Annotated in this window: 18 protein-coding genes; 1 reads left to right on the forward strand and 17 read right to left on the reverse strand. The window is 44.9% G+C overall.

Annotation, left to right across the window (positions count from 1 at the left end):
• Nucleotides 1–113: 113 nt before the first annotated feature.
• The 17 genes from HC026_RS03255 to HC026_RS03335 all read right to left on the reverse strand — a co-directional run bounded on the left by HC026_RS03255 (nucleotide 114) and on the right by HC026_RS03335 (nucleotide 18,893).
• Nucleotides 114–1,412 carry a D-alanyl-D-alanine carboxypeptidase family protein gene (locus tag HC026_RS03255; protein WP_168924557.1) on the reverse strand — a complete coding sequence of 433 codons (1,299 nt, stop codon included), beginning with the start codon at nucleotides 1,410–1,412 and terminating at the stop codon, nucleotides 114–116.
• Nucleotides 1,413–1,428: 16 nt separating this feature from the next.
• Entirely contained in the window at nucleotides 1,429–2,583 is a 1,155-nt protein-coding gene (locus HC026_RS03260) for a sensor histidine kinase (RefSeq protein ID WP_168924638.1), read from the reverse strand.
• 28 nt (nucleotides 2,584–2,611) lie between these two features.
• On the reverse strand, nucleotides 2,612–3,301 hold the full coding sequence (locus HC026_RS03265; RefSeq protein WP_168924558.1) for a response regulator transcription factor: 690 nt from the start codon (nucleotides 3,299–3,301) through the stop codon (nucleotides 2,612–2,614).
• Between the two features lie 266 nt (nucleotides 3,302–3,567).
• Nucleotides 3,568–4,707: an IMP dehydrogenase gene (gene guaB / locus HC026_RS03270; protein WP_168924559.1), complete on the reverse strand. Its 1,140-nt coding sequence runs from the start codon at nucleotides 4,705–4,707 to the stop codon at nucleotides 3,568–3,570.
• A 296-nt stretch (nucleotides 4,708–5,003) separates the two neighbouring features.
• Nucleotides 5,004–5,777, reverse strand: coding sequence for a DUF1129 family protein (locus tag HC026_RS03275; RefSeq protein ID WP_232843595.1), 774 nt, complete (start codon nucleotides 5,775–5,777; stop codon nucleotides 5,004–5,006).
• 391 nt (nucleotides 5,778–6,168) lie between these two features.
• The gene (gene ychF, locus HC026_RS03280; RefSeq protein WP_168924561.1) at nucleotides 6,169–7,269 is read right to left on the reverse strand and encodes a redox-regulated ATPase YchF; all 1,101 of its coding nucleotides are present in this window, start codon (nucleotides 7,267–7,269) and stop codon (nucleotides 6,169–6,171) included.
• A 22-nt stretch (nucleotides 7,270–7,291) separates the two neighbouring features.
• Nucleotides 7,292–7,483: a DUF951 domain-containing protein gene (locus tag HC026_RS03285; RefSeq protein WP_089108022.1), complete on the reverse strand. Its 192-nt coding sequence runs from the start codon at nucleotides 7,481–7,483 to the stop codon at nucleotides 7,292–7,294.
• A 10-nt stretch (nucleotides 7,484–7,493) separates the two neighbouring features.
• A complete protein-coding gene (locus HC026_RS03290) occupies nucleotides 7,494–8,378 on the reverse strand; it encodes a ParB/RepB/Spo0J family partition protein (protein ID WP_168924562.1) in 885 nt (294 codons plus the stop codon).
• The gene (locus HC026_RS03295; protein ID WP_168924563.1) at nucleotides 8,362–9,135 is read right to left on the reverse strand and encodes a ParA family protein; all 774 of its coding nucleotides are present in this window, start codon (nucleotides 9,133–9,135) and stop codon (nucleotides 8,362–8,364) included. The genes HC026_RS03290 and HC026_RS03295 overlap by 17 nt, the downstream gene beginning before the upstream one ends.
• A gap of 17 nt (nucleotides 9,136–9,152) precedes the next feature.
• Entirely contained in the window at nucleotides 9,153–9,977 is an 825-nt protein-coding gene (gene noc / locus HC026_RS03300) for a nucleoid occlusion protein (RefSeq protein WP_168924564.1), read from the reverse strand.
• 21 nt (nucleotides 9,978–9,998) lie between these two features.
• Nucleotides 9,999–10,727, reverse strand: coding sequence for a 16S rRNA (guanine(527)-N(7))-methyltransferase RsmG (gene rsmG, locus HC026_RS03305; RefSeq protein ID WP_168924565.1), 729 nt, complete (start codon nucleotides 10,725–10,727; stop codon nucleotides 9,999–10,001).
• A gap of 877 nt (nucleotides 10,728–11,604) precedes the next feature.
• Complete coding sequence (gene rihC, locus HC026_RS03310; protein WP_168924566.1) at nucleotides 11,605–12,519, reverse strand: ribonucleoside hydrolase RihC; 915 nt, start codon at nucleotides 12,517–12,519, stop codon at nucleotides 11,605–11,607.
• Between the two features lie 28 nt (nucleotides 12,520–12,547).
• Nucleotides 12,548–13,858, reverse strand: a complete 1,311-nt coding sequence (locus HC026_RS03315) for an NCS2 family permease (RefSeq protein WP_168924567.1) — start codon at nucleotides 13,856–13,858, stop codon at nucleotides 12,548–12,550.
• Between the two features lie 191 nt (nucleotides 13,859–14,049).
• Nucleotides 14,050–15,303: a NupC/NupG family nucleoside CNT transporter gene (locus HC026_RS03320; RefSeq protein ID WP_168924639.1), complete on the reverse strand. Its 1,254-nt coding sequence runs from the start codon at nucleotides 15,301–15,303 to the stop codon at nucleotides 14,050–14,052.
• A 1,344-nt stretch (nucleotides 15,304–16,647) separates the two neighbouring features.
• Nucleotides 16,648–17,328: a ribose-5-phosphate isomerase RpiA gene (gene rpiA, locus HC026_RS03325; protein ID WP_168924568.1), complete on the reverse strand. Its 681-nt coding sequence runs from the start codon at nucleotides 17,326–17,328 to the stop codon at nucleotides 16,648–16,650.
• A 105-nt stretch (nucleotides 17,329–17,433) separates the two neighbouring features.
• Complete coding sequence (locus tag HC026_RS03330) at nucleotides 17,434–17,946, reverse strand: sigma-70 family RNA polymerase sigma factor (RefSeq protein ID WP_168924569.1); 513 nt, start codon at nucleotides 17,944–17,946, stop codon at nucleotides 17,434–17,436.
• 257 nt (nucleotides 17,947–18,203) lie between these two features.
• Nucleotides 18,204–18,893, reverse strand: coding sequence for a hypothetical protein (locus HC026_RS03335; RefSeq protein ID WP_168924570.1), 690 nt, complete (start codon nucleotides 18,891–18,893; stop codon nucleotides 18,204–18,206).
• 218 nt (nucleotides 18,894–19,111) lie between these two features.
• On the opposite strand from HC026_RS03335, the gene HC026_RS03340 reads away from it, so the two are divergent.
• The gene (locus HC026_RS03340) at nucleotides 19,112–19,567 is read left to right on the forward strand and encodes a hypothetical protein (protein WP_168924571.1); all 456 of its coding nucleotides are present in this window, start codon (nucleotides 19,112–19,114) and stop codon (nucleotides 19,565–19,567) included.
• Nucleotides 19,568–19,669 lie beyond the last annotated feature (102 nt).

Raw genomic sequence — 19,669 nt, forward strand, 5'->3', positions numbered from 1 at the left:
AAGTTAACTGGACGATAAAACAATAAGTTTGAATTACATTTAGACATTCGCCAAACTTTTTTAGCTAATAGCGTTCATAAAGTTCGGTATTACCGTAATTTGACACTTATACATTAAAATAATGATAGCAAATTACGCCAGGTACGAACTAACCAGTTTGCTTGTTTGATCTCACTAATCGTCTTAATTGGTAAGGACAAAGTACCTGAGTGGCCAACTTGTGAAATTGATTTGCCGGCAAGGGTTAATTTCACTTTTCCAACAGTAGTATTTGCTGCCAGCGGTGCTTTCAACCCGTCCTTTTCGCGATAACCGGCAGCTATCTGTACTTTAGACTGAAGCTGCGTTCTAGATTGGTGTTTACCGATCCATACCGTTGAAGGTTGCGCTACGGTAGTCTCCACCGTTTTGACTTTCCCCATTGGCACCTTAACGTTACTTAATTGATACGTTTGAGCGTTCAACGTCAGCGGTTGATACGTGGCATACACCCACTTCATTAACTTTCGCGTCTGAACAAACCGTGCGGGATCGCCCGAGGTTTTATTGGCCGCGTGCATGACGACGGTAATCAACCGATGCCCATTACGGTTGACGGTGCCAACAAAATTACCGCCAGCAGCGTTCGAAGTCCCCGTTTTGAGCCCATCCACTGGCAAATCAGCGTGGTACTGGCCCAACCCTTTCAACATCTGATTCCAATTCTGCATCCGGGTCTGACTGCTGCCGCCCTTATCAAACCAGGCTTTGCTCAAACTGGTCGTCTGTAGGATTTCCGGATATTCCTTCAGAAGCGCCCGCGATAAAGAAGCAACATCTTGGGCTGACATAGTGTTTTCATCATTTTTTAAAATTCCCGAATAGCCCAGCTTGCCAGCCTGTCCGTTCGTAATGCCCGACGCCGTGACAATGTGGGCACTGGTTAAGTGCAATTGTTTGGCGGTCGTTCGCAGCTTTGTGACGAAACGGTGCGGGCTGCCAGATACCGCGTTCCCCAACGCGGAAACCGCGGCATTAGCCGACGTAATCAGACTTGCTTGGTAAAGCTCGCGCACAGTGTATTTCCGGTTGGCGCTTAGTGGCACATTCGTCAGCTCAGAATTCCGACTTATTTTTGCAATTTCAGGACTGATGGCTACCCGCTGATTCCAGTGCAAGTGACCAGCTTTGATTTCTTTTAACACGACGTAAACCGAGAGTAATTTAGTCAAAGAGGCGATCGGTAATTTTCGCTGATCATTCTTCTGGTACAAAATCTGACCAGTATTCGCATCGACTGCAATCGCTGACTTCACCTGTAAATTTGGTGCAGTGGCAGCTTTTGCGCCTAACCCACCAACCATGAAGCTCATCATAAAGAAGCACAAAAATAGCCCGATCTTCAGGCTACTTTTAGGAGATTTAAGTGTCATAACATCCTCCAGAGAATTATTTTGTCCGTTCATCTTTTAGTTGCACGCCGTTTTTAACTGGTAAATGAATGATAAAGCAAGTGAGATCGTCAGACGAGGTCACATAGATATAACCACCATGTCGATTGACGATACTCTGAGCGATTGCCAGACCTAGTCCAGTACCACCAGTAGCCTTAGAGCGGGAACCTTCAACCCGATAAAAGCGTTCAAAGACTTGTGATAAAGACGCCTCCGGAATCTTCTTCCCGTTGTTTTCGACGTTGATCACAACCTCATCATCATTGGGCTGTTCTGCTTTCAAATTAATCTGCGTGGCACCCTCACCATACTTCAGTGCATTCGTGATTAAATTGTTAAACACCCGGCCTAATCGTTCACCATCAGCTTCAATGTGCATCGGTTTGTCTGGGACGTCGATATCAATGACAATTCCCTTTTCGCCCGCTTCAAGTTCAAAGCTTGCAGCCAGCTGTTCCAGCATTTGACCAATATCCAGCGTCGCAATGGACAACGGCGTATCAGTTTGGCGCATCTTGGTATAAACAAACAAATCATCAACCAATGATTTCATCTGTTTCGCTTTATTAAAGGCCGTGTTCGTATACTTCAAAAGTTCATCTTCAGAGTGATACTGGCGGTCTTCCACCAATCCGAGATAGCCAATGATTGAAGTTAGTGGTGTCCGTAAATCGTGGCTGACGTTGGTAATCAACTCATCCTTAGACTTTTCGATCCGTCGTTCTTCATCCATTGAAGCGATAACGGAATCAACCAACGAGTTTACTGAAGTCACAACCCGTTGTGTCTCACCCTTGATTGTGAAGGGAATCCGGTGGTCAAAGTGACCGTTAGCAATGTAATGCAGCTCATCAATAATGTGTCGTAACTGCATCTGTCGATAGCGCCGAATCAGTCGCCAGTAAACAACACCAGCATCGAACAGGAGCATCAGAACAATGAAAATATTTTCCCAGCTCCAGAGTTGGTAATGCGCGGGTCCGATGATGATCGACCGCTTAATAATAAAGATCCCATCTTGCAACCCTGGATTGGTCTGAATCATTTCGTTTAAAAGAACGATTACCGAGAGATTAAGCAACAGCAAAAGCACGACGGTCACGATACCTTCCATGATCAGCGCGCTCTTCTCTCTGCCTGTGAGTTTCATTCCCTTGCTTTCAGTATTCATATTTCCCCTAGTGTGTTTCAATCTTGTAGCCGACACCCCAAACCGTTTGAATGACCTTCTCGCCACCAGTTGCTTCTTCAATCTTGTCACGTAAATGTGACACGTGAACCATCACAGTTTTAGCTGAAACGATTGATTCCTGACGCCAAACGCGTTCGAAAATTTCATCCGCTGAAAAGACCCGGTTAGGATGGCTGGCCAGCAGGTAGAGAATGCCGAATTCCAAGGCTGTCAGGTTGACTAACTTACCTGATAAAGTCTTCACTTCATGGGAATCCTTATTGATGGTCAATGAGCCAATATCCAATACATCTGGCTTCTCGTCAGCCACGTGATCCGAAGCTCGACGTAACAGCGACTTAACCCGAGCCATTACTTCAAGCGGGTTAAATGGCTTGGTAACGTAATCATCGCCACCACTGACAAGGCCTTGAATCTTATCCATGTCATCGGTTTTGGCAGATAAAATCAGGATTGGCAGCTCTGAGTCTTTTCGAACTTCCTTAATGACTTCGATACCAGTCATTTCAGGCATCATAATATCCAGTATCATCAAACCAATATCTGGTGTGGTATGTAATTTGGTTAGTGCTTCCTTACCGTTATAGGCAGTGACTGGTTCGTAGCCCTCGTTTTTAATGTAGATTTCCAACAATTGGGCAATTTCTTTATCATCATCGACAACTAAGATTTTCATAGTGTGTGTATTCTCCTTATAATTACAATTCGGTTCGTTAAAATGACTTATCAGTCACTTATTCATGCGTGATGCAGGAAACGATAGTCCTCTGCTCGCTTAGGTCTATCTTACCAAAAGATAGGACATCATTCATTATTAATCAATTAACTTAAGGTTCTCATTAAATTTTACTGCATTAACTATCCGTAACACAAAGAAAAGAAGCCTCGGGAGAAGTCTGACTGACCTCCCCTAAGGCTCCTAATTGGCTGTAACACTATTTATTATTTGTAGTTAGGTGCTGCCTTAGTCAGTTGCACATCATGAGGATGTGATTCAACTAAACCGGCGTTTGAGATACGAACGAATTGCGCGTCGTTAATGAGATCCTGAACTGTTTCACAGCCGGTATAACCCATCCCTGAACGTAAACCACCAACCATTTGGAAGATAATATCATCAACGCTGCCCTTGTATTCAACACGAGCTTCGATACCTTCTGGCACTAGCTTGTTGGCTTCGTTAACGCCACCTTGGAAGTAACGATCAGCTGACCCATGTTCCATGGCTGCTAATGATCCCATCCCACGATAAGTCTTGAACTTCTTGCCGTTGTCTTCGAAGACTTCACCAGGCGCTTCATCGGTCCCTGAAAGCATTGAACCAAGCATTACTGCGTTACCACCGGCAGCTAAAGCCTTAACGATATCGCCTGAATACTTGATGCCACCATCAGCGATGATTGGCTTGTGGAATTCTTGAGCAACTTCAGCAGCATCGTAAATGGCAGTCAGTTGAGGAACACCGACACCGGCAACGACCCGAGTGGTACAGATAGAACCGGGGCCGATACCCACTTTCACAACGTCGACGCCGGCTTCAAACAAAGCCCGAGTACCTGAACCAGTTGCAACGTTCCCAGCAATCAAGGTTGCGTCTGGGAGCTGTTCACGAATCTCAGCAACTTTGCGTAACACACCTGCTGAGTGACCGTGCGCAGTGTCGATGATGATAGCGTCAGCACCGGCATCAAGTAAGCCTTGAGCCCGTTCGAAAGTATCTGAGGTGACGCCAACGGCTGCGGCAACTAATAGTCGGCCCTGATCATCAACTGCAGCGTGCTTGCTGAGTTTATCGCTCGTCACTGCTTTAACTTTAGCGACTTCACCAGCCTGTGCTTCTTTAGGCATGTTCTTGTGAATAACACCCAGACCACCATTGTTGGCCATGGCAATCGCCATATTTGATTCCGTCACAGTATCCATGCTGGCACTGAGGAATGGTACGTTTAATTTCAAATTATCTGCTAACTGGACCCTCAAATCGACATCGTTTGGCAACACATGACTTTCTGCAGGTATAAGTAATACGTCATCAAAAGTAATCCCTTGTTTTTGAAACTTCGAATCCCAATTAGTAGTCATTGAAATGAACGCTCCCTTATTAATTTTTTTGGTATTGTTTGGTAATATACCAGCGACTTTCACAAAATGCAAGGATTCTCATTAACTTGTAAGATTTAAGTTCGAATTCTCATCAGAGAACGCCTAAAAAGCCACAAACATACTTGATTTTTCAATAATTTGGGAACAATTCATTTAGTTGTCTTATTTTTGTTCGGGGAGAACGGTTGCTAGGCCAAAACAAAAAGCAGTGTGATGACCAGTCGATATTGACTGATCATTGCACTGCTTGATGTAACATATCATGCTTTATTATTTTAACGTCTACGGGTTTGAGGCGTGCTACCAAAGAAGCCTTGTGTAAGCTTGTATTGTCGCTTAACAAACCACGAAGCAACCCCACCAAGGACCCCAAGAACAACCATTGGCCATCCGCCTAGACTTGGGTTCAGAGCACCTGGAATTGCCGCAGTTAACGTAAACAAGCCTAACCACACGATCAGGAACGCAACTGCTCCCAAGACACGAATCCAAAGCGCGTAACGGTGCTCACGCTTCGAGTCAAATATCCGTGGAATCAGTGGTAATGCTAAACCAGCGATAACGGAAGACAGGATAATTGAAAACAACCCAACGGATTGGTTGGTCCGCTGTGAAGCTGGTGAGATCAGGAACATCACACCAAACATAAAACTGAAAATTGTGAAGAAGTTCAACCCATTGTACAGCACACTTGGCCAGTATGGATCTGCTGCCCCTGCTGGACGCTGTGGGCCTTCAACAATTTCTTTGATGTGGGCATTCACGTCGCCGCCATACATGTTTTTGGCAGTCTTACCAGTCTTCTGTCCTTCTAGCAATTCAGCAGTGGTGTTCTTGACGATCTCTGCCTTCTTTTCAGTGCTCAGCTTGGTGACTTGCAAAGCCTGATTGAATCGGAACATATAGTCTGCGTTTCGCTTAGTCAGACCAATGTTATCGAAAACTTCATGTTCGTTTTTAACCGTACTATTGCGATCTTGGTGGACAGCGGCGTTACGCTTGCGCTGTTGGGCACTATTATTGCGTTTTTCGTTCTCGTTTTCGCTCAATTTTTTCGGTCTCCTTTTTTGGGTTTTTGGGGGGATGATTTGCTGGGATGTAGCTGAGGGTGCTTCGACGGGCAGAGAGCCACATGCCCTCCACATAGCTGAAACGTGCTACAGCAGGCAGAGAGTTGCATGCCCTCCACATAGCTGAAACGTGCTACAGCAGGCAAGGAGCTATGTGTAAGCCAACATCGACATAAATCCAAAACCGGGATTTTTGCCGACGTTAACTTACACGCCGCTCTCTAAACGTCTCGTTATGCACTCTTTGCTTTTGAAACGTGCTACAGCAGGCAAGGAGCTATGTGTAAGCCAACATCGACATAAATCCAAAACCGGGATTTTTGCCGACGTTAACTTACACGCCGCTCCTTAACCGCCTGCTTCCGCACTCTTATACATTAAACCTAAACTCCACAATATCCCCATCCTGCATCACATAATCCTTACCTTCAACTCTTAGCTTTCCGGCATCCTTTACCGCCGTTTCCGATTCGAACTTATCCAAATCATCAAACGCCATTACTTCCGCACGGATAAAGCCGCGTTCGAAGTCTGAGTGAATAATTCCAGCTGCTTGTGGTGCCTTAGTTCCCTTTTTAAAGGTCCAGGCTCTGGTTTCCTTACCACCAGCCGTGAAGAAGGTTTCTAGGCCTAAGAGCTTGTATGACGCACGAATCAGACGGTTTAAGCCTGGTTCAGTGACCCCTTCAGCCTCTAAGAAGTCTGCCTTTTCGTCATCGTCTAATTCAGCGATTTCCTCTTCAGCTTCGGCTGCAACCGCAATGGCTTGCGCGCCTTCCTTTGCTGCGTAATCTTCAATGTCCTTAAAGTACTTAGAGTTTTCTGGATCAGCCATGTCATCTTCAGCGATGTTAGCCACGTAGAGCACTGGCTTGCTGGTCAGCAGGAATAAGCCCTTCACGATTGGTGCTTCATCTTCGTTAAAGTCCATTGTGCGGACACCCTTACCGGCTTCCAACACTGGCTTGATTCTTTCCAGAACAGCTAATTCAGCCTTAGCTGCCTTATCACTACCCTTGGCAGCCCGTTGAACCTTAGCCAAACGCTTATCAACGGCTTCGAGGTCTGACAAGCCTAATTCCAGGTTGATGGTTTCAATATCATCGATAGGATCGATCTTACCAGACACGTGGGTAATATTATCGTCATCAAAGGCCCGCACAACGTGGACAATGGCGTCCACCTGACGAATGTTCTCCAAGAACTTGTTCCCTAATCCTTCACCCTTGCTGGCACCCTTAACGATTCCGGCAATATCGGTAAATTCAAAAGTGGTTGGTACAACCTTTTTAGCTGGGATCAGTTCCTGGATCCGGTCAAGCCGTGAATCCGGCACTTCAACCATTCCGACGTTGGGGTCGATGGTGGCAAATGGATAGTTGGCCATCTCGGCTCCGGCCTTAGTAATCGCGTTAAATAAGGTTGACTTACCAACGTTTGGTAAGCCGACAATTCCTGCTGTTAATGACATAGTAAAGTCTCACTCTTCCTTTTTAGTCAGTTTGTGGTTTCTTTTCCAAAACCTTTTTCAGCTTTTTTTCAAACTCGCGACGGCTCAGCATCACGATGTGGCCGCAACCGGTGCACTTGATTTTGATATCAGCACCCATCCGGATAATCTCCCAGCGGTTAACACCACATGGATGCGGCTTCTTCATTTCAACTAAATCACCTAAATCGTACATCGAATCCCTCCTAGTCTAAATGAACATCGAGAATTTCTAGAATTCGGCTTAAGTCGTCATCCGACAGATACTCGATTTCAATCTTACCCTGACCGGCTTCTTTATTCGACTCGCTAATCGTTACTTGAGTGCCGAACTTCTCTTGGAGCACGTTTTCACCTGCTCGCAAGTACGGTGACTTTTGTTTAATGCGTTTCTTTGGTTTAGCGGCCGCTTGACCGTTCATCTTGTTAACGACGTCTTCCAAAGCCCGCACCGTCATTTTGCCATCAGCTGCTCGGTTAGCCAGACTAACCATTTGCGACCGATCCTTTAATGACAGCAAGGTTCGTGCTTGGCCCATCGATAGCCGCTTCTTTTGCAGTAGTTCTTTAACTTGTTTTGGTAATCCAAGTAACCGCAGATAATTGGCGATATACGGCCGACTCTTACCTAATCGTGAGGATACTTGCGCCTGAGTCAGGTTCAAGTTGCTCATCAGCATTTCGTACGCTTCGGCTTCTTCTAACGGTGTCAGGTCTTCACGCTGTAAGTTTTCCATCACAGCAATTTCCATCATTTGGGGTTCAGTTACTTCCCGAATAATGGCTGGGATCGTGTCGTTACCAACTAGTTTAGAAGCCCGTACCCGCCGTTCACCAGCAAGTATCTCATAACGAGACACTTCTGGATCTGGCTGACGGACAATGATCGGCTGGAAAACACCCGACTTTTCAATCGATTTGGCAAGATCTTTCAGCGCTGTCTGGTCAAACTTCTGACGTGGCTGGTACGGATTTGGCCGAATCTGATCGAGTTTGATATCAATGACTGTTTCTACATCTGGATCAACGCTATTGTCCGCAAATAATGCTTCAATGCCGCGTCCGAGTCCCTTGTTATTTTTGTTTGCCATGAGCAGCTGCCACTTCCTTTGCGAGTTGCATATAAACTTGTGCACCGGTTGACTTTGGGTCGTAATCCATAATTGGTAACCCGTGGCTTGGCGCCTCAGATAACCTGACGTTACGTGGAATAATCGTTTCGTAAACTTTATCCTTAAAGTACTTTTTCACTTCTTCGTTGACTTGCCGGCCCAAATTAGTACGGGCATCAAACATCGTCAGCAACACACCTTCAACCTTTAAATTAGGGTTGAAATGCTTGCGAACCAGTTGAATGGTATTCAGCAATTGGCTCAGCCCTTCCAGCGCGTAGTACTCTGATTGAACCGGAATCAAAATAGAATTGCTGGCGGTAAAGGCATTGATCGTCAATAATCCCAACGAAGGCGGACAATCCACCAAAATAAAATCATACTGATCCTGAATGACTTTAAGGGCATCCATCAAACGAGTCTCACGAGCGATTTGAGAAGTTAACTCAATCTCAGCGCCGGACAATTGAATGGTTGCTGGCGCAATGTCTAAATCTTTATGACTCGTATGTAATATCACATCCGCAATCGGCTCTTCGTTGACCAGTACATCGTAAATATCCTTTGAAATGGAGGACTTAGCAATACCAACCCCACTGGTTGCATTGCCTTGGGCATCGATATCAACTAACAAGACGCGATTGCCTAAGTTGGCTAACCCGGCACCTAAATTCACTGAAGTCGTCGTTTTACCGACCCCACCTTTTTGGTTCGCAAGCGCAATTATATCTGCCATCGGTTTTTCTCACTCCTTTATGATTTTTTCATGATGTCGATAGTAATTCGGTAGCTATCGGCGTTATCTTCTTCAGTTGTTTTAACTTCTAAACCAGCGTTGCTGACCATCTGCAGGGACTTCTTAATGGTATTCACCGCTACACGGGTATCAGCCGAAACTGATTTGACTTTCGGCTTTGGCTTAGCCTTGGCACGTTCACGCTGAATCAGCCGTTCTGCGTCCCGGACTGTTAAATGATCTGAAATGATCCGCTTCAGCAGTTTTTCCTGTTGCTTTGGCGTAACTGCTAACAATGCCCGACCGTGCCGTTCACTGATTTCTTCGTTCATAATTGCTTCTTGAACTGGTTCACTCAGCTTAAGCAGGCGCAATTTATTGGCAATAAACGACTGACTCTTACCGACATCTTTTGCCAGCTGGCTTTGGGTCAGCTGATTAAGTTTCATCAAGGCTTGATAGGCTTGAGCTTCCTCAATCGGCGTTAACCCTTCTCGTTGGAGATTTTCAATTAGCGCCAGTGAAGCCGTTTCGTCGTCGGACAACGATTGAATAATCGAGGGTACTTCTCGCCACTTCAGCGATTTTACTGCCCGGTAGCGCCGTTCACCAGCAATAATTTCATACTGATGCGGTTCGTATTCACGCAAGACGATTGGCTGCAACAAGCCATGATCAGAAATGGTTTGCGCCAATTCGTCAATACTGCGCTTGTTAAAAACATGCCGTGGCTGAAACCGATTAGGCACAATCGCGTCTACCGGCACCATGACCACTTTTTGTTTAATGCTTTCATCATTTTGCTGATTGGCCTTATCTCGACCAAATAACGAAAACGCCATCCTAATCGTCCCCCTTTCTAACTATTCGCCAAGTGGCTCCTTGTTAGGCGTTCCAGCCTTACGTGGGTAGCGCTTGGGTGTCGGTTTAACCTTGTCGATCACCACAATATGCCGTTCATCCCCAGATTCAGGCAGGGTAAATGACTGGTCTAAGTGCAATTTACCACCTAATGTCGCAATGGCTGACTTAGAATGCACCAACTCGGATTCTGTCTGCTGTGCTTTTAACGCAATAAACTGACCATTAAGCTTAACCAATGGCAAGCACAACTCGCTTAAAACACTCATCCGTGCTACTGCACGAGCGGTCACCACGTCATAAGCTTCCCGATGCTCAGAACGTTTGCCACCGAACTCTTCAGCTCGGGCATGGTATACCTTAACACCTTCCAGACCTAAATCAGCGATAAGATCCTTCAAAAAATTGATTCGCTTATTTAAGGAGTCAACAATGGTCACTTGCAGGTTAGGAAACAAGATCTTCATCGGTAATGATGGGAAACCAGCTCCAGCTCCAACGTCGCAAAGTGTCAACTCTTCTGTCTGTAATTCAGGCGCGTAAAAGGCGGGCGTTACTGAATCATAAAAATGTTTCAGATAAACGTCACCGCGTTCTGTGATGGTTGTTAAATTAAGATGTTGATTAGTTTCGACCAGAATTTTAAAGTACTGATCAAATTGCTGCATTTGCTCATCGGAAACGTTAATTCCCTGAGCATTTAACGCGGCAATAAATTGGCTATCATTCATGGAAATCTCCTAATGGATTCTGTGAAACACTTTGTTTCACGCTCTAGTATACTTTACATTAAATACGGTATGTACGCAAGCTCTTGGAGGTAGTTATTGCTTGCTATGGCGAACTTTTTTATGGGTTATTATGTGAGCATGTTGGCATGAGCTATCGCTCATTCCGTTCCGCGTTCAGGGTAACTCGTCGTGCAGGCGCTCCGGAGCTAGCACCTGCGCTTCGCTTGGGGCGGATCTCCTCCGTCGCCTGATGATGTAAACGAGCACAAAACGCTCGCTAACATCATCGACACCACGATTTACCCTGCCCGCTCCACTGCATTTACACGGTACATTGATGACATCTTACCAGGTAGGTTGCTAACGCAAATGATCCACTGTAGTGAAACAAACACACAATGTCAGCGAAACGGAAGGCGCTGGGGCTCAGCGGTATCGGTGATACTTGGTAGCTGACAGTGGCGAAGCCCTGGCTGCTAACTAGCATCACGCGAGACGGAGAAGATCCATTTGAGGCTAGAGTGCGGAACGAGGCGTTTAGAGAGTGGAGTATAAGGCGCTTGGACCATAAACCCCGAACTTGGGTTTATGGTTTAAGTGACTTATATGCAACTCTCTGCCTCGTGGAACACGTTTCGGTTATGTTGATTAGCTTCGGAGCGAGCCACCGCGTTCCAGCCGCAAGCGCCTGGAGTGGAGCGAAAGCTCACTGCTATCTAGTCGAATCGGGCTACACCTACCAATTATACAAGACATTCCCCTGCATTGGAAACTGTCCGCAAAATTTCTACCCAATTAAATAAACCGCCCCAAGCCCCTTACAGCTTGTGGCGGTTCATTTGTATAGTGGTATAAACAGCGTATTAACTAAATTAAATTACTTTGAAATGTGAGTAACTTCTTCGATGAACCACTTGTTAAAGGCGGCCGCATCGATATCGACACAAACAGAAGTGTTAGTCTTGCCATCGTGATAAGCACCACGAATGTCACCAACCGTTTCGCCCATTGCTGGACCTTCAGTCTGAACATCGACCCACATATCTTCAGTGGTGATTGCTTCTGGATGAAGCAAGTAGAAGATCGTGTTTACATCATGCATAGCAATCCCGCTATCTGAGTTATCACCGTCATGGATGATAATATCATGCAGCATCTTACCCGTTTCGTTTAACTGAGGTAATTTTTCGATGCTCTCATGGGTTAGCAATGCCTTCATGGTGATGTCCAAGCCAACCATCACGATTGGAATGCCGGCGTTATAAACAATCCGGGCAGCATGTGGATCAGTAAAGACGTTGAATTCAGCGGCACTGGTCATGTTACCCATACTCAATGAGCCGCCCATGGCAACGATGCGTTCGATGTTGTCTTTAACTTCTGGGTATTCGGAGAACAATAAAGCAATGTTGGTGTATGACCCAGTTGGTACTAAAGTGATCTTTTCGTCACTGGCCATGATGGCGTCGCGGAGTGCTTCAACGGCACTCTTATTCATTGGCTTTGGCAGGTCTTCTGGGAAATCGTATCCCGGCATGCCTGATTCACCATGGATCCGAGCAGCATCTTCGAATGGCTTGATCAGCGGTTGCTTAGCACCAGCTGCCACTGGAATGTCGGAGTTGAAGAAGCGAACTAACTTCAGTGCGTTCTTTGTGGTCTTGTCCACCGTCACGTTACCGGCAACAGTTGTGATTAATTTTAAATCAATGTTGTCGTCGTTGATTGCCATGGTAATTGCAGCTGCGTCGTCGATACCAGGATCGGTATCCATGATAATCTTGATTGTCATAATAATATAGCCTCCATACTAAACTTTTTTATAGTGAAGCACTTAGAACCAAATCAATGAGAAACAGTCCGCCTAACACGTACATAGCTGGGCTGACATTTCGGCCATCGCCGCTTGCTAACCGTAAAATGGGGTAGAAAACGAAGCCGAACGCCAATCCCGTAGAAATACTGTTAGTCAGCGGAATCAGCACAATAATCAGAAACGCCGGGAACCAGGCCGCAAAGTCATGCATGTCGATTGAACCAATGGACTCCATCATAATGGCGCCGGTAATGATGATCACCGGTGCGATAGCTGCCTGTGGGACATACGCCAGCAACGGAACAAAGAACATGGAAATGGCGAATAAAATGCCAGCAGTGATTGACATTACCCCAGTTCGACCGCCAGATTCGATCCCAGAAGCACTCTCGGCGGCTGCCACAGTGGGACTGGTGCCGAGGAAGCCTGAGATTAACGCGGTAACTGAACTCGCTTGAAAGGATCGCTTAAACTTGCGATTATCTGGCAAGATTCCCTGCAGAAGTCCCATGGATTCAAACACCAAAATCATGGTCATGGAGAACGCTGCCAGAATAAACGGAATCGTCAGTGCTTTCGAGAAATCGCCGTGCATCACGATTTGATGATAATCGGCTAATCGTGATAGGTGAACACTGATACTTTGCTCATCACGAATCCCCAACACCACACCAATGACACTAGTCACCACAATACCGATCAGAAAACTTGCTGGTACCTGCCGCAGATATAATATCACACTCAGCAGTAAACCGAAGATGGCTAGGATTGTGGCGGGTGCTGTCAAATTACCTAGAACGATCAGAGAATTTTTACCAGCAACGATCAGTCCAGCTTTCTCCAACCCAATTTCAACCAAGAACATGCCGATCCCAGCAGTAATGCCACTCTTCAGTGAACCCGGAATTGCTTCAGCCAGCACTGAACTGAGACTGGTAAAAGCAACCAACACGTAAATGGCACTGGCAACGATTGAAATAGCAACCGCTACCTGCCACGACATGCCCATAGTGGCGCAAATTGTGTAGGTGAAGAAGGCGTTAACCCCCATCCCGGGAGTTAAGATCACGGGTGCATTAGCGAAAAATCCCATGATCAAACAGCCGATCACTGAACTAATGATGGTAGCAAACACACTAAGATCGGTTGGAATCCCAGCATCCTTTAGAATCACCGGATTCACAATGATAATGTAGGAAATGGCGAAGAAACCGGTCAAACCTGCGATAATTTCTTGTTTCAGCAATGCCTTATTCTGCCAGACAGTTAATAATGACATCCTGTTCTTTGCTTCAAGTTGTTGCGCTTGTTTCATGTAAATAATCCCTATCCTTTCGTCGTTGAGACGGTTGTGATCGGGGTTGCATCGTTATCCCAAACGATGGGTTTCAGCTGACCAAGTCAGTTTCGACACCCTAGGCCACAACAGCCCAGACCGAAAGTGTTCCTCGATCTGGGCTGTCCGTGGTTTAAATCCTTAAATAATGACTTATTAGTAAGCGGTGATTACCAAACGAATAAGCCCACGATACCAGCAGATAAGAGCGATACCAAGATACCTGACAATAACATGTAACCAACGTTCTTAGAAATCAAGCTGTTGGATTCCTTGTCAGCCAAGCCCTTGAAGGCACCGATAATCATACCAGTCGTACTGAAGTTAGCGAATGAAGTCAAGAAGACTGTCAATTGTGCTTGATAATGGGCACCATACTTAGCAACATCGTGAATTGTTGGGGCAATCTTACCCATAACAACGAATTCGTTAGTCACTAACTTCGTCCCCATGTATTGAGCAAACTGGAACGCATCGTGTACGTCCAGACCCATTAACCATGCAAATGGGAACATGATGATCCCAAGGATATGTTCTAGTGATAACCATGGGTTGACCAAGCCTAACAGCTTATCGATCAATGCAGCTAAGGCAACGAAAGCGATAACGTTAGCAGCGATGATCAAGATCAAACGACCGGCACCTAAGATAGAATCACCCAAGAATGAGAAGAATGGTTCTTTCTTACCATCATCCATTTCGGCTTCTTCAGCAGCTGAAGCACCACCGATTTTGGCGATAGTATCTTCTTCTGGAGTCACCTTCACTGGGTTCAAAATGTTCGTGACGATGATCGCGTTCAAAATGTTCAACGGGATCGCAGTCAAAACGTAGTTACCAGGAACCATTTGAGTATAAGCACCCACAATGGAGGCAGTAATACATGACATCGACATCATAGCCAATGTGACGTTACGTTCTGCACGCATTGATTGGATCTGCAAACGAGAAACGGCCAAGGCTTCAGTGTTACCAAGGAACATCATTTCAACTGAGAAGAATGATTCGAACTTTGGTTGACCGGTGATAGCAGATAATCCGCGACCGATCCACTTGATGATCCAAGGCAGGAAACCAATGTAAGTTAAGATATCAAACATTGGAACGATCAGTAAGATTGGCAGCAGTGAACTTGTAACGAAGTTCATTGACTTAGCAGTCCCACCGAACTGTGGCGTTACCCAGTTAGGTAATGCGAACACAATCCCTTGGTAAGCCACTTGGACTAACCAGTTGAACCCATCGGCAGCGGCCTGAACGGCATCACGGCCCCAAGCGAAACTAGTCAAGATCCAAGCAATGACCAAGTTAAGTACTAAAACAATCAAGGTTGATTTCCAGTTGATTGTCTTCTTACTCTTCGAGAACAGGAACGCGATCCCGAGATAAACAATGACCCCAATAATGTTGACGATTAAGTACATCGACATTAAACTAAACCTTCTTTCGTATTTTTGCTGTGAACACGTAACATAACCTTCGAAAACAATGTACAAACGCGGTCGCTTGTTGACCTGAATTCCGAATAATGGCACATACTGCGTACCAAACGACCAAAAGGCTTAGCGCTTTCAAAAAGTTGTTGCCACACACCCACAGACTGCAATAACCACCACTTACTTCTGCAAACACACAAGCAAGCAAATCTAATTCTACCCTGTTTTAGGGTTTCCGTAAACACACATTGACAAATCTAATCGGTAAAAGGTTTTATCTTATAACAGTCACGCTATAAACAATCGCAATGAGGCATCTCAAAAGGCTGATTTAACAGCGTAAATGGACATAAAAAAAGAATTTACTATTTGAATGGTAATTAGTAAATCCTTTCCTGGGGAAAATTTATTTCCCTCAATGTTGCCCCTGCCAAGGAATTACATTATACCATTTTACCTGATTCGAATTTATCAAAATGATGTCAAAAAATTAGACTCAAGGTTGAAATTTTTGCATTCACCCTTGAGCCCCTATGAAACTTTAATGGAAGAGACGAAACCGTTTAACCAGCTTACCCGCTTCGTAAACATTAAATTGATAATCTATCGCCTCAAATACTTATTTCTAGCCAACTGCCGTAATAGCCTTGTCATTGACATATCAGTTTCAATTACCGTTTAACTAGATGAGATGAAACTTTGAAACTTTTGAATCTCATGAATCCGACTCTCTACACTCCAGAGGTTATTACATAACCATCGCGTAGACCCAGCCTACATCACATTCGAACTCTTTGTAACCCCTAAGAAATATCACTACATCTAAGATATTCGTACGTTTTAGCAGAAACGCTAAGCATGTGACTCATATTCAATTAGTGGTGGAACAAAAACCTTAGGCGGCTAGCGTTCGTTAGAAATCCTCGCGTGAAGCATGTTGCTTGATGAAACGTGTAACTATTTGAAACTCATTACCTGTGATACTGATGAATCTTGAAACTTTTGACTCTTGTTACCTGTGAAGCTCTTGAAGCCTTAAACAGTTGGAACCAAACGTCTTAGCTGTTTGTTGCCAATCATTTGTTTCGTTCTACAAAACGGGAAAAACACATAATCGGTAAAACTCTACAACTTGGAAACGTCCTGGTACCGGTTCCTTATCTCTTCCACGGTTATATAATAACATGAAATGTAACCGGTTACAACAGAAATATACTTAATTTTTGAAGAAAATTTTTGGGTGTTCTTTGCCTAATTTCAACACTTCTAAAACCCCGCCACAACAGCAAACAGCCCAACTACTAGTCAGAGTTGGGCTGCTTATTAATTCGCTTATTTAGTTTTAACGACCGCGCCATCCTGAGTACCAATAACGACTGTCTTGGTCATGTCTAAAAATAGGCCATGTTCCACGACACCGGTCATGTTGCTCAGTTCATCCGCTAAATCGTACGGTGCGGCAATCTTGCCTAAATGCAGGTCAACGATAATGTTGCCTTCATCCGTGCGGAAGAGCTTGCCGTCCTTTTGACGAACTTCCGGTTTGTAACCGAGGTCAGCCAACCGGTTAACCAGTTGATGATGGCCGTATTCCAGTACTTCAACAGGTAACGGAAACTTGCCCAATTGATCAACGACTTTGCTTTCATCGACGATCCAAGCGCATTCTTTGGAGTTGGTAGCGACTAGCTTTTCCCAAGTCTGGGCACCGCCACCACCCTTGATACCGTTGATCTGCGGGTCAACTTCATCGGCACCGTCAATGGTAATATCGATAGTATCAACGTCATCCAATGACTTGATTTCCATTCCCAGGTTCCGGCCATATTCAGCCGTCCGGTTAGAGGTTGGCACGCCGGTAAAGTGCACGCCATCCTTCTTAATCCGTTCGCCTAACGCATCCAATAAGTAACGCACGGTGCTTCCTGTTCCCAAGCCAACTGTCATGCCATCTTCAACTAGTTCGGCAGCCTTGTAGCCAGCGATTTTTTTAAGTTCATCTTGAGTCTTCATAAACGATCCTCCTGAGTTAGTAAAACGATGTTATTAACTTGAATTCCAGGTGTTATTCTATGCGTTTGTCAGGAGGGGGTCAAGTTAAGAACGAAACACTGCCTGTTAATCCACCAGTTTACTGCGAATGTGCTTCTGCCATTTATAAATGGTTTGTCGGGAAACACCCCACTTTTTACTGATTTCACTGGGTGTCATTTGATAGTAAATTCGGTCAATTAGGAAGCGCCGTTCTGCCTCATTGCACTTCTCTAGCCAACCGGTCAACAATTCCATATCAATCGTGTCGGCCAAAACGTCCAGCGTCTGTGGCACGCCGGATAAATCTACTTCACCGGTCTCGAGATGTTTGGTTTCCCGCTGTTGGGCCTGTAGTTGATTCAAGAAACGCCGGTAGAGTGCCTGGTGAGCATAGGCTAAGAACTGTTTCGGTGAATCGGCTGGCTCTTGCGGATACTTCTGATATATCACTACGAATAACAGCCAGCCTTCCTGAACGAGGTCTTCAAAGTTAGCGTCATTTTGCCGAATGCCCAATTTTTTCAAGGCACTATAAATAATCAATTCGTGATCGCCCTCCGCTAAAAAGTCGAAGGCGGTTTGTGCTGTTCTATCCATCATATGAACCCCTTTTATAAGTGATCCACAGCGCTGAGGTCCAGGATAGAATAGCAAACCTAATTAAGGTTAAAAATGTTCCCAAAAGGACTACTTATGATGCATCTTGTGAGTCTACGGCAACCCTCTGCAAAAGTTCTTTTTTATTGAGTCAGTCACCAAATAATCATGTGATAAATGAACTAATCCGTTTTGCCATCACATCACCATCACAAATTTAAAGAACCACAAACAGACACTTACGTCCTAGGAAATTTCTAAGCGATTAGTTCGCGACTAACCGCTTCTCTGTTAATCGCCATTTTTCGGGCAACAGTTGCACGTAATTCTTCTCCAGACATTTTTTCGAACGGTAATTCAATCGTTGTACGAAGGCACTCGGCAATTTCGTGGTAACAACGTAAAAGTTGCCGACAATTATTTCTTCGAATTCTCATTGCTCGTTTGCTATGAGGGACTTTCAGCACAGATACAGATGGATAATTAACCAATGATTTAGCACCCAAATAATGCCACACTTCGCCATCAGTGTACAATCTCACCCAACTATTGTTGCTCGCTGATTTCTTGCCAATTGGAGCCAAGACAAAATTACCACAGATATACGGTATCAACTTCTTAATGCCAATACTTTTCGCCATATCGCCAACATCATTCTTCGGATCAAGCAAAAATTGCTGTCCTAATTTACTGACCAACGTTTTGGGTGTCAGTCGGCACTTGATCAGTCGCTGATTTGCCATCAATAGAATTGAGTTGAACTTACTTTGAGAGCCAGTGACATTGATGATAGCAAAGACATCTATAAACTTTGGCAACCAACGCCTATCATGTATGGCATCAATAACATCCTCAGGTTGAATCTGGGTGATATCGATAAAGCCCTGCTTTAGCACTATATTTCTGTATTCATCTGTCGTTCCGAAAACATCTGGAAATTTGGTCATTAATTCATGGCCCCTTTTTCATTATTTGGTATAGCCCAAAGAATATAACACGAAGTTACCCAATTGTATTTGAAGAACACTCAGCATTAGAAATTTCTCATCCGAATAAAAAGATTCACTCGCTGTTCACGAATTCTTCATAAATAAGTCTAAGTTTAGCGATATTTATCTGGCATACTAACTAATAATAAGAGAGAAGCCATTAAAGGAGGTGCGTTGTGTCGCCCAGAATTTCCAGAAGACACACTACTGTCGTCCTTATTGTCATCTGTATGTCCGGCTTATTTGGCACTTCACTACTCACGCGAGGACGTGAACTTCGATCTGGGGAACTGATGCCTCGCACGCACAAAATGCTCAGTAATCACGTTACCGTCAATTATGTTAACCGGCAGGGGCACAAATTGCGTACCTACTACTGGTCAACCCATCATGCTACCGGTCGTAATACCGATGTGACTGATATTTTTAATAGCGATATTATTAATTCTGGTAGTGGCATCAACCGACATCTTCCCATGGACTACACGTTTGACCAGACCGATCTGAGAAACGTGAAAACATTGAGAAACGTTCGGCTGGGCCATTCGGTCAACTTGATTGTCACCAAGCTGAAACCTGAAGAAAGGCCATCAGGATTACAGCGTTTCTATAAATGGCTCATTAATAGCTGAGTCACCAAGACTGGCATCCGCCAGGCAACATTTAAATAAGTTCCCCAAACATATAAAAATGATCCCCCCTAACGCCATCAGCATGTGAATGGCTTTAGAGGG

It is taken from the genome of Secundilactobacillus angelensis (assembly GCF_012641075.1).
Taxonomy (GTDB): Bacteria; Bacillota; Bacilli; order Lactobacillales; family Lactobacillaceae; genus Secundilactobacillus; species Secundilactobacillus angelensis.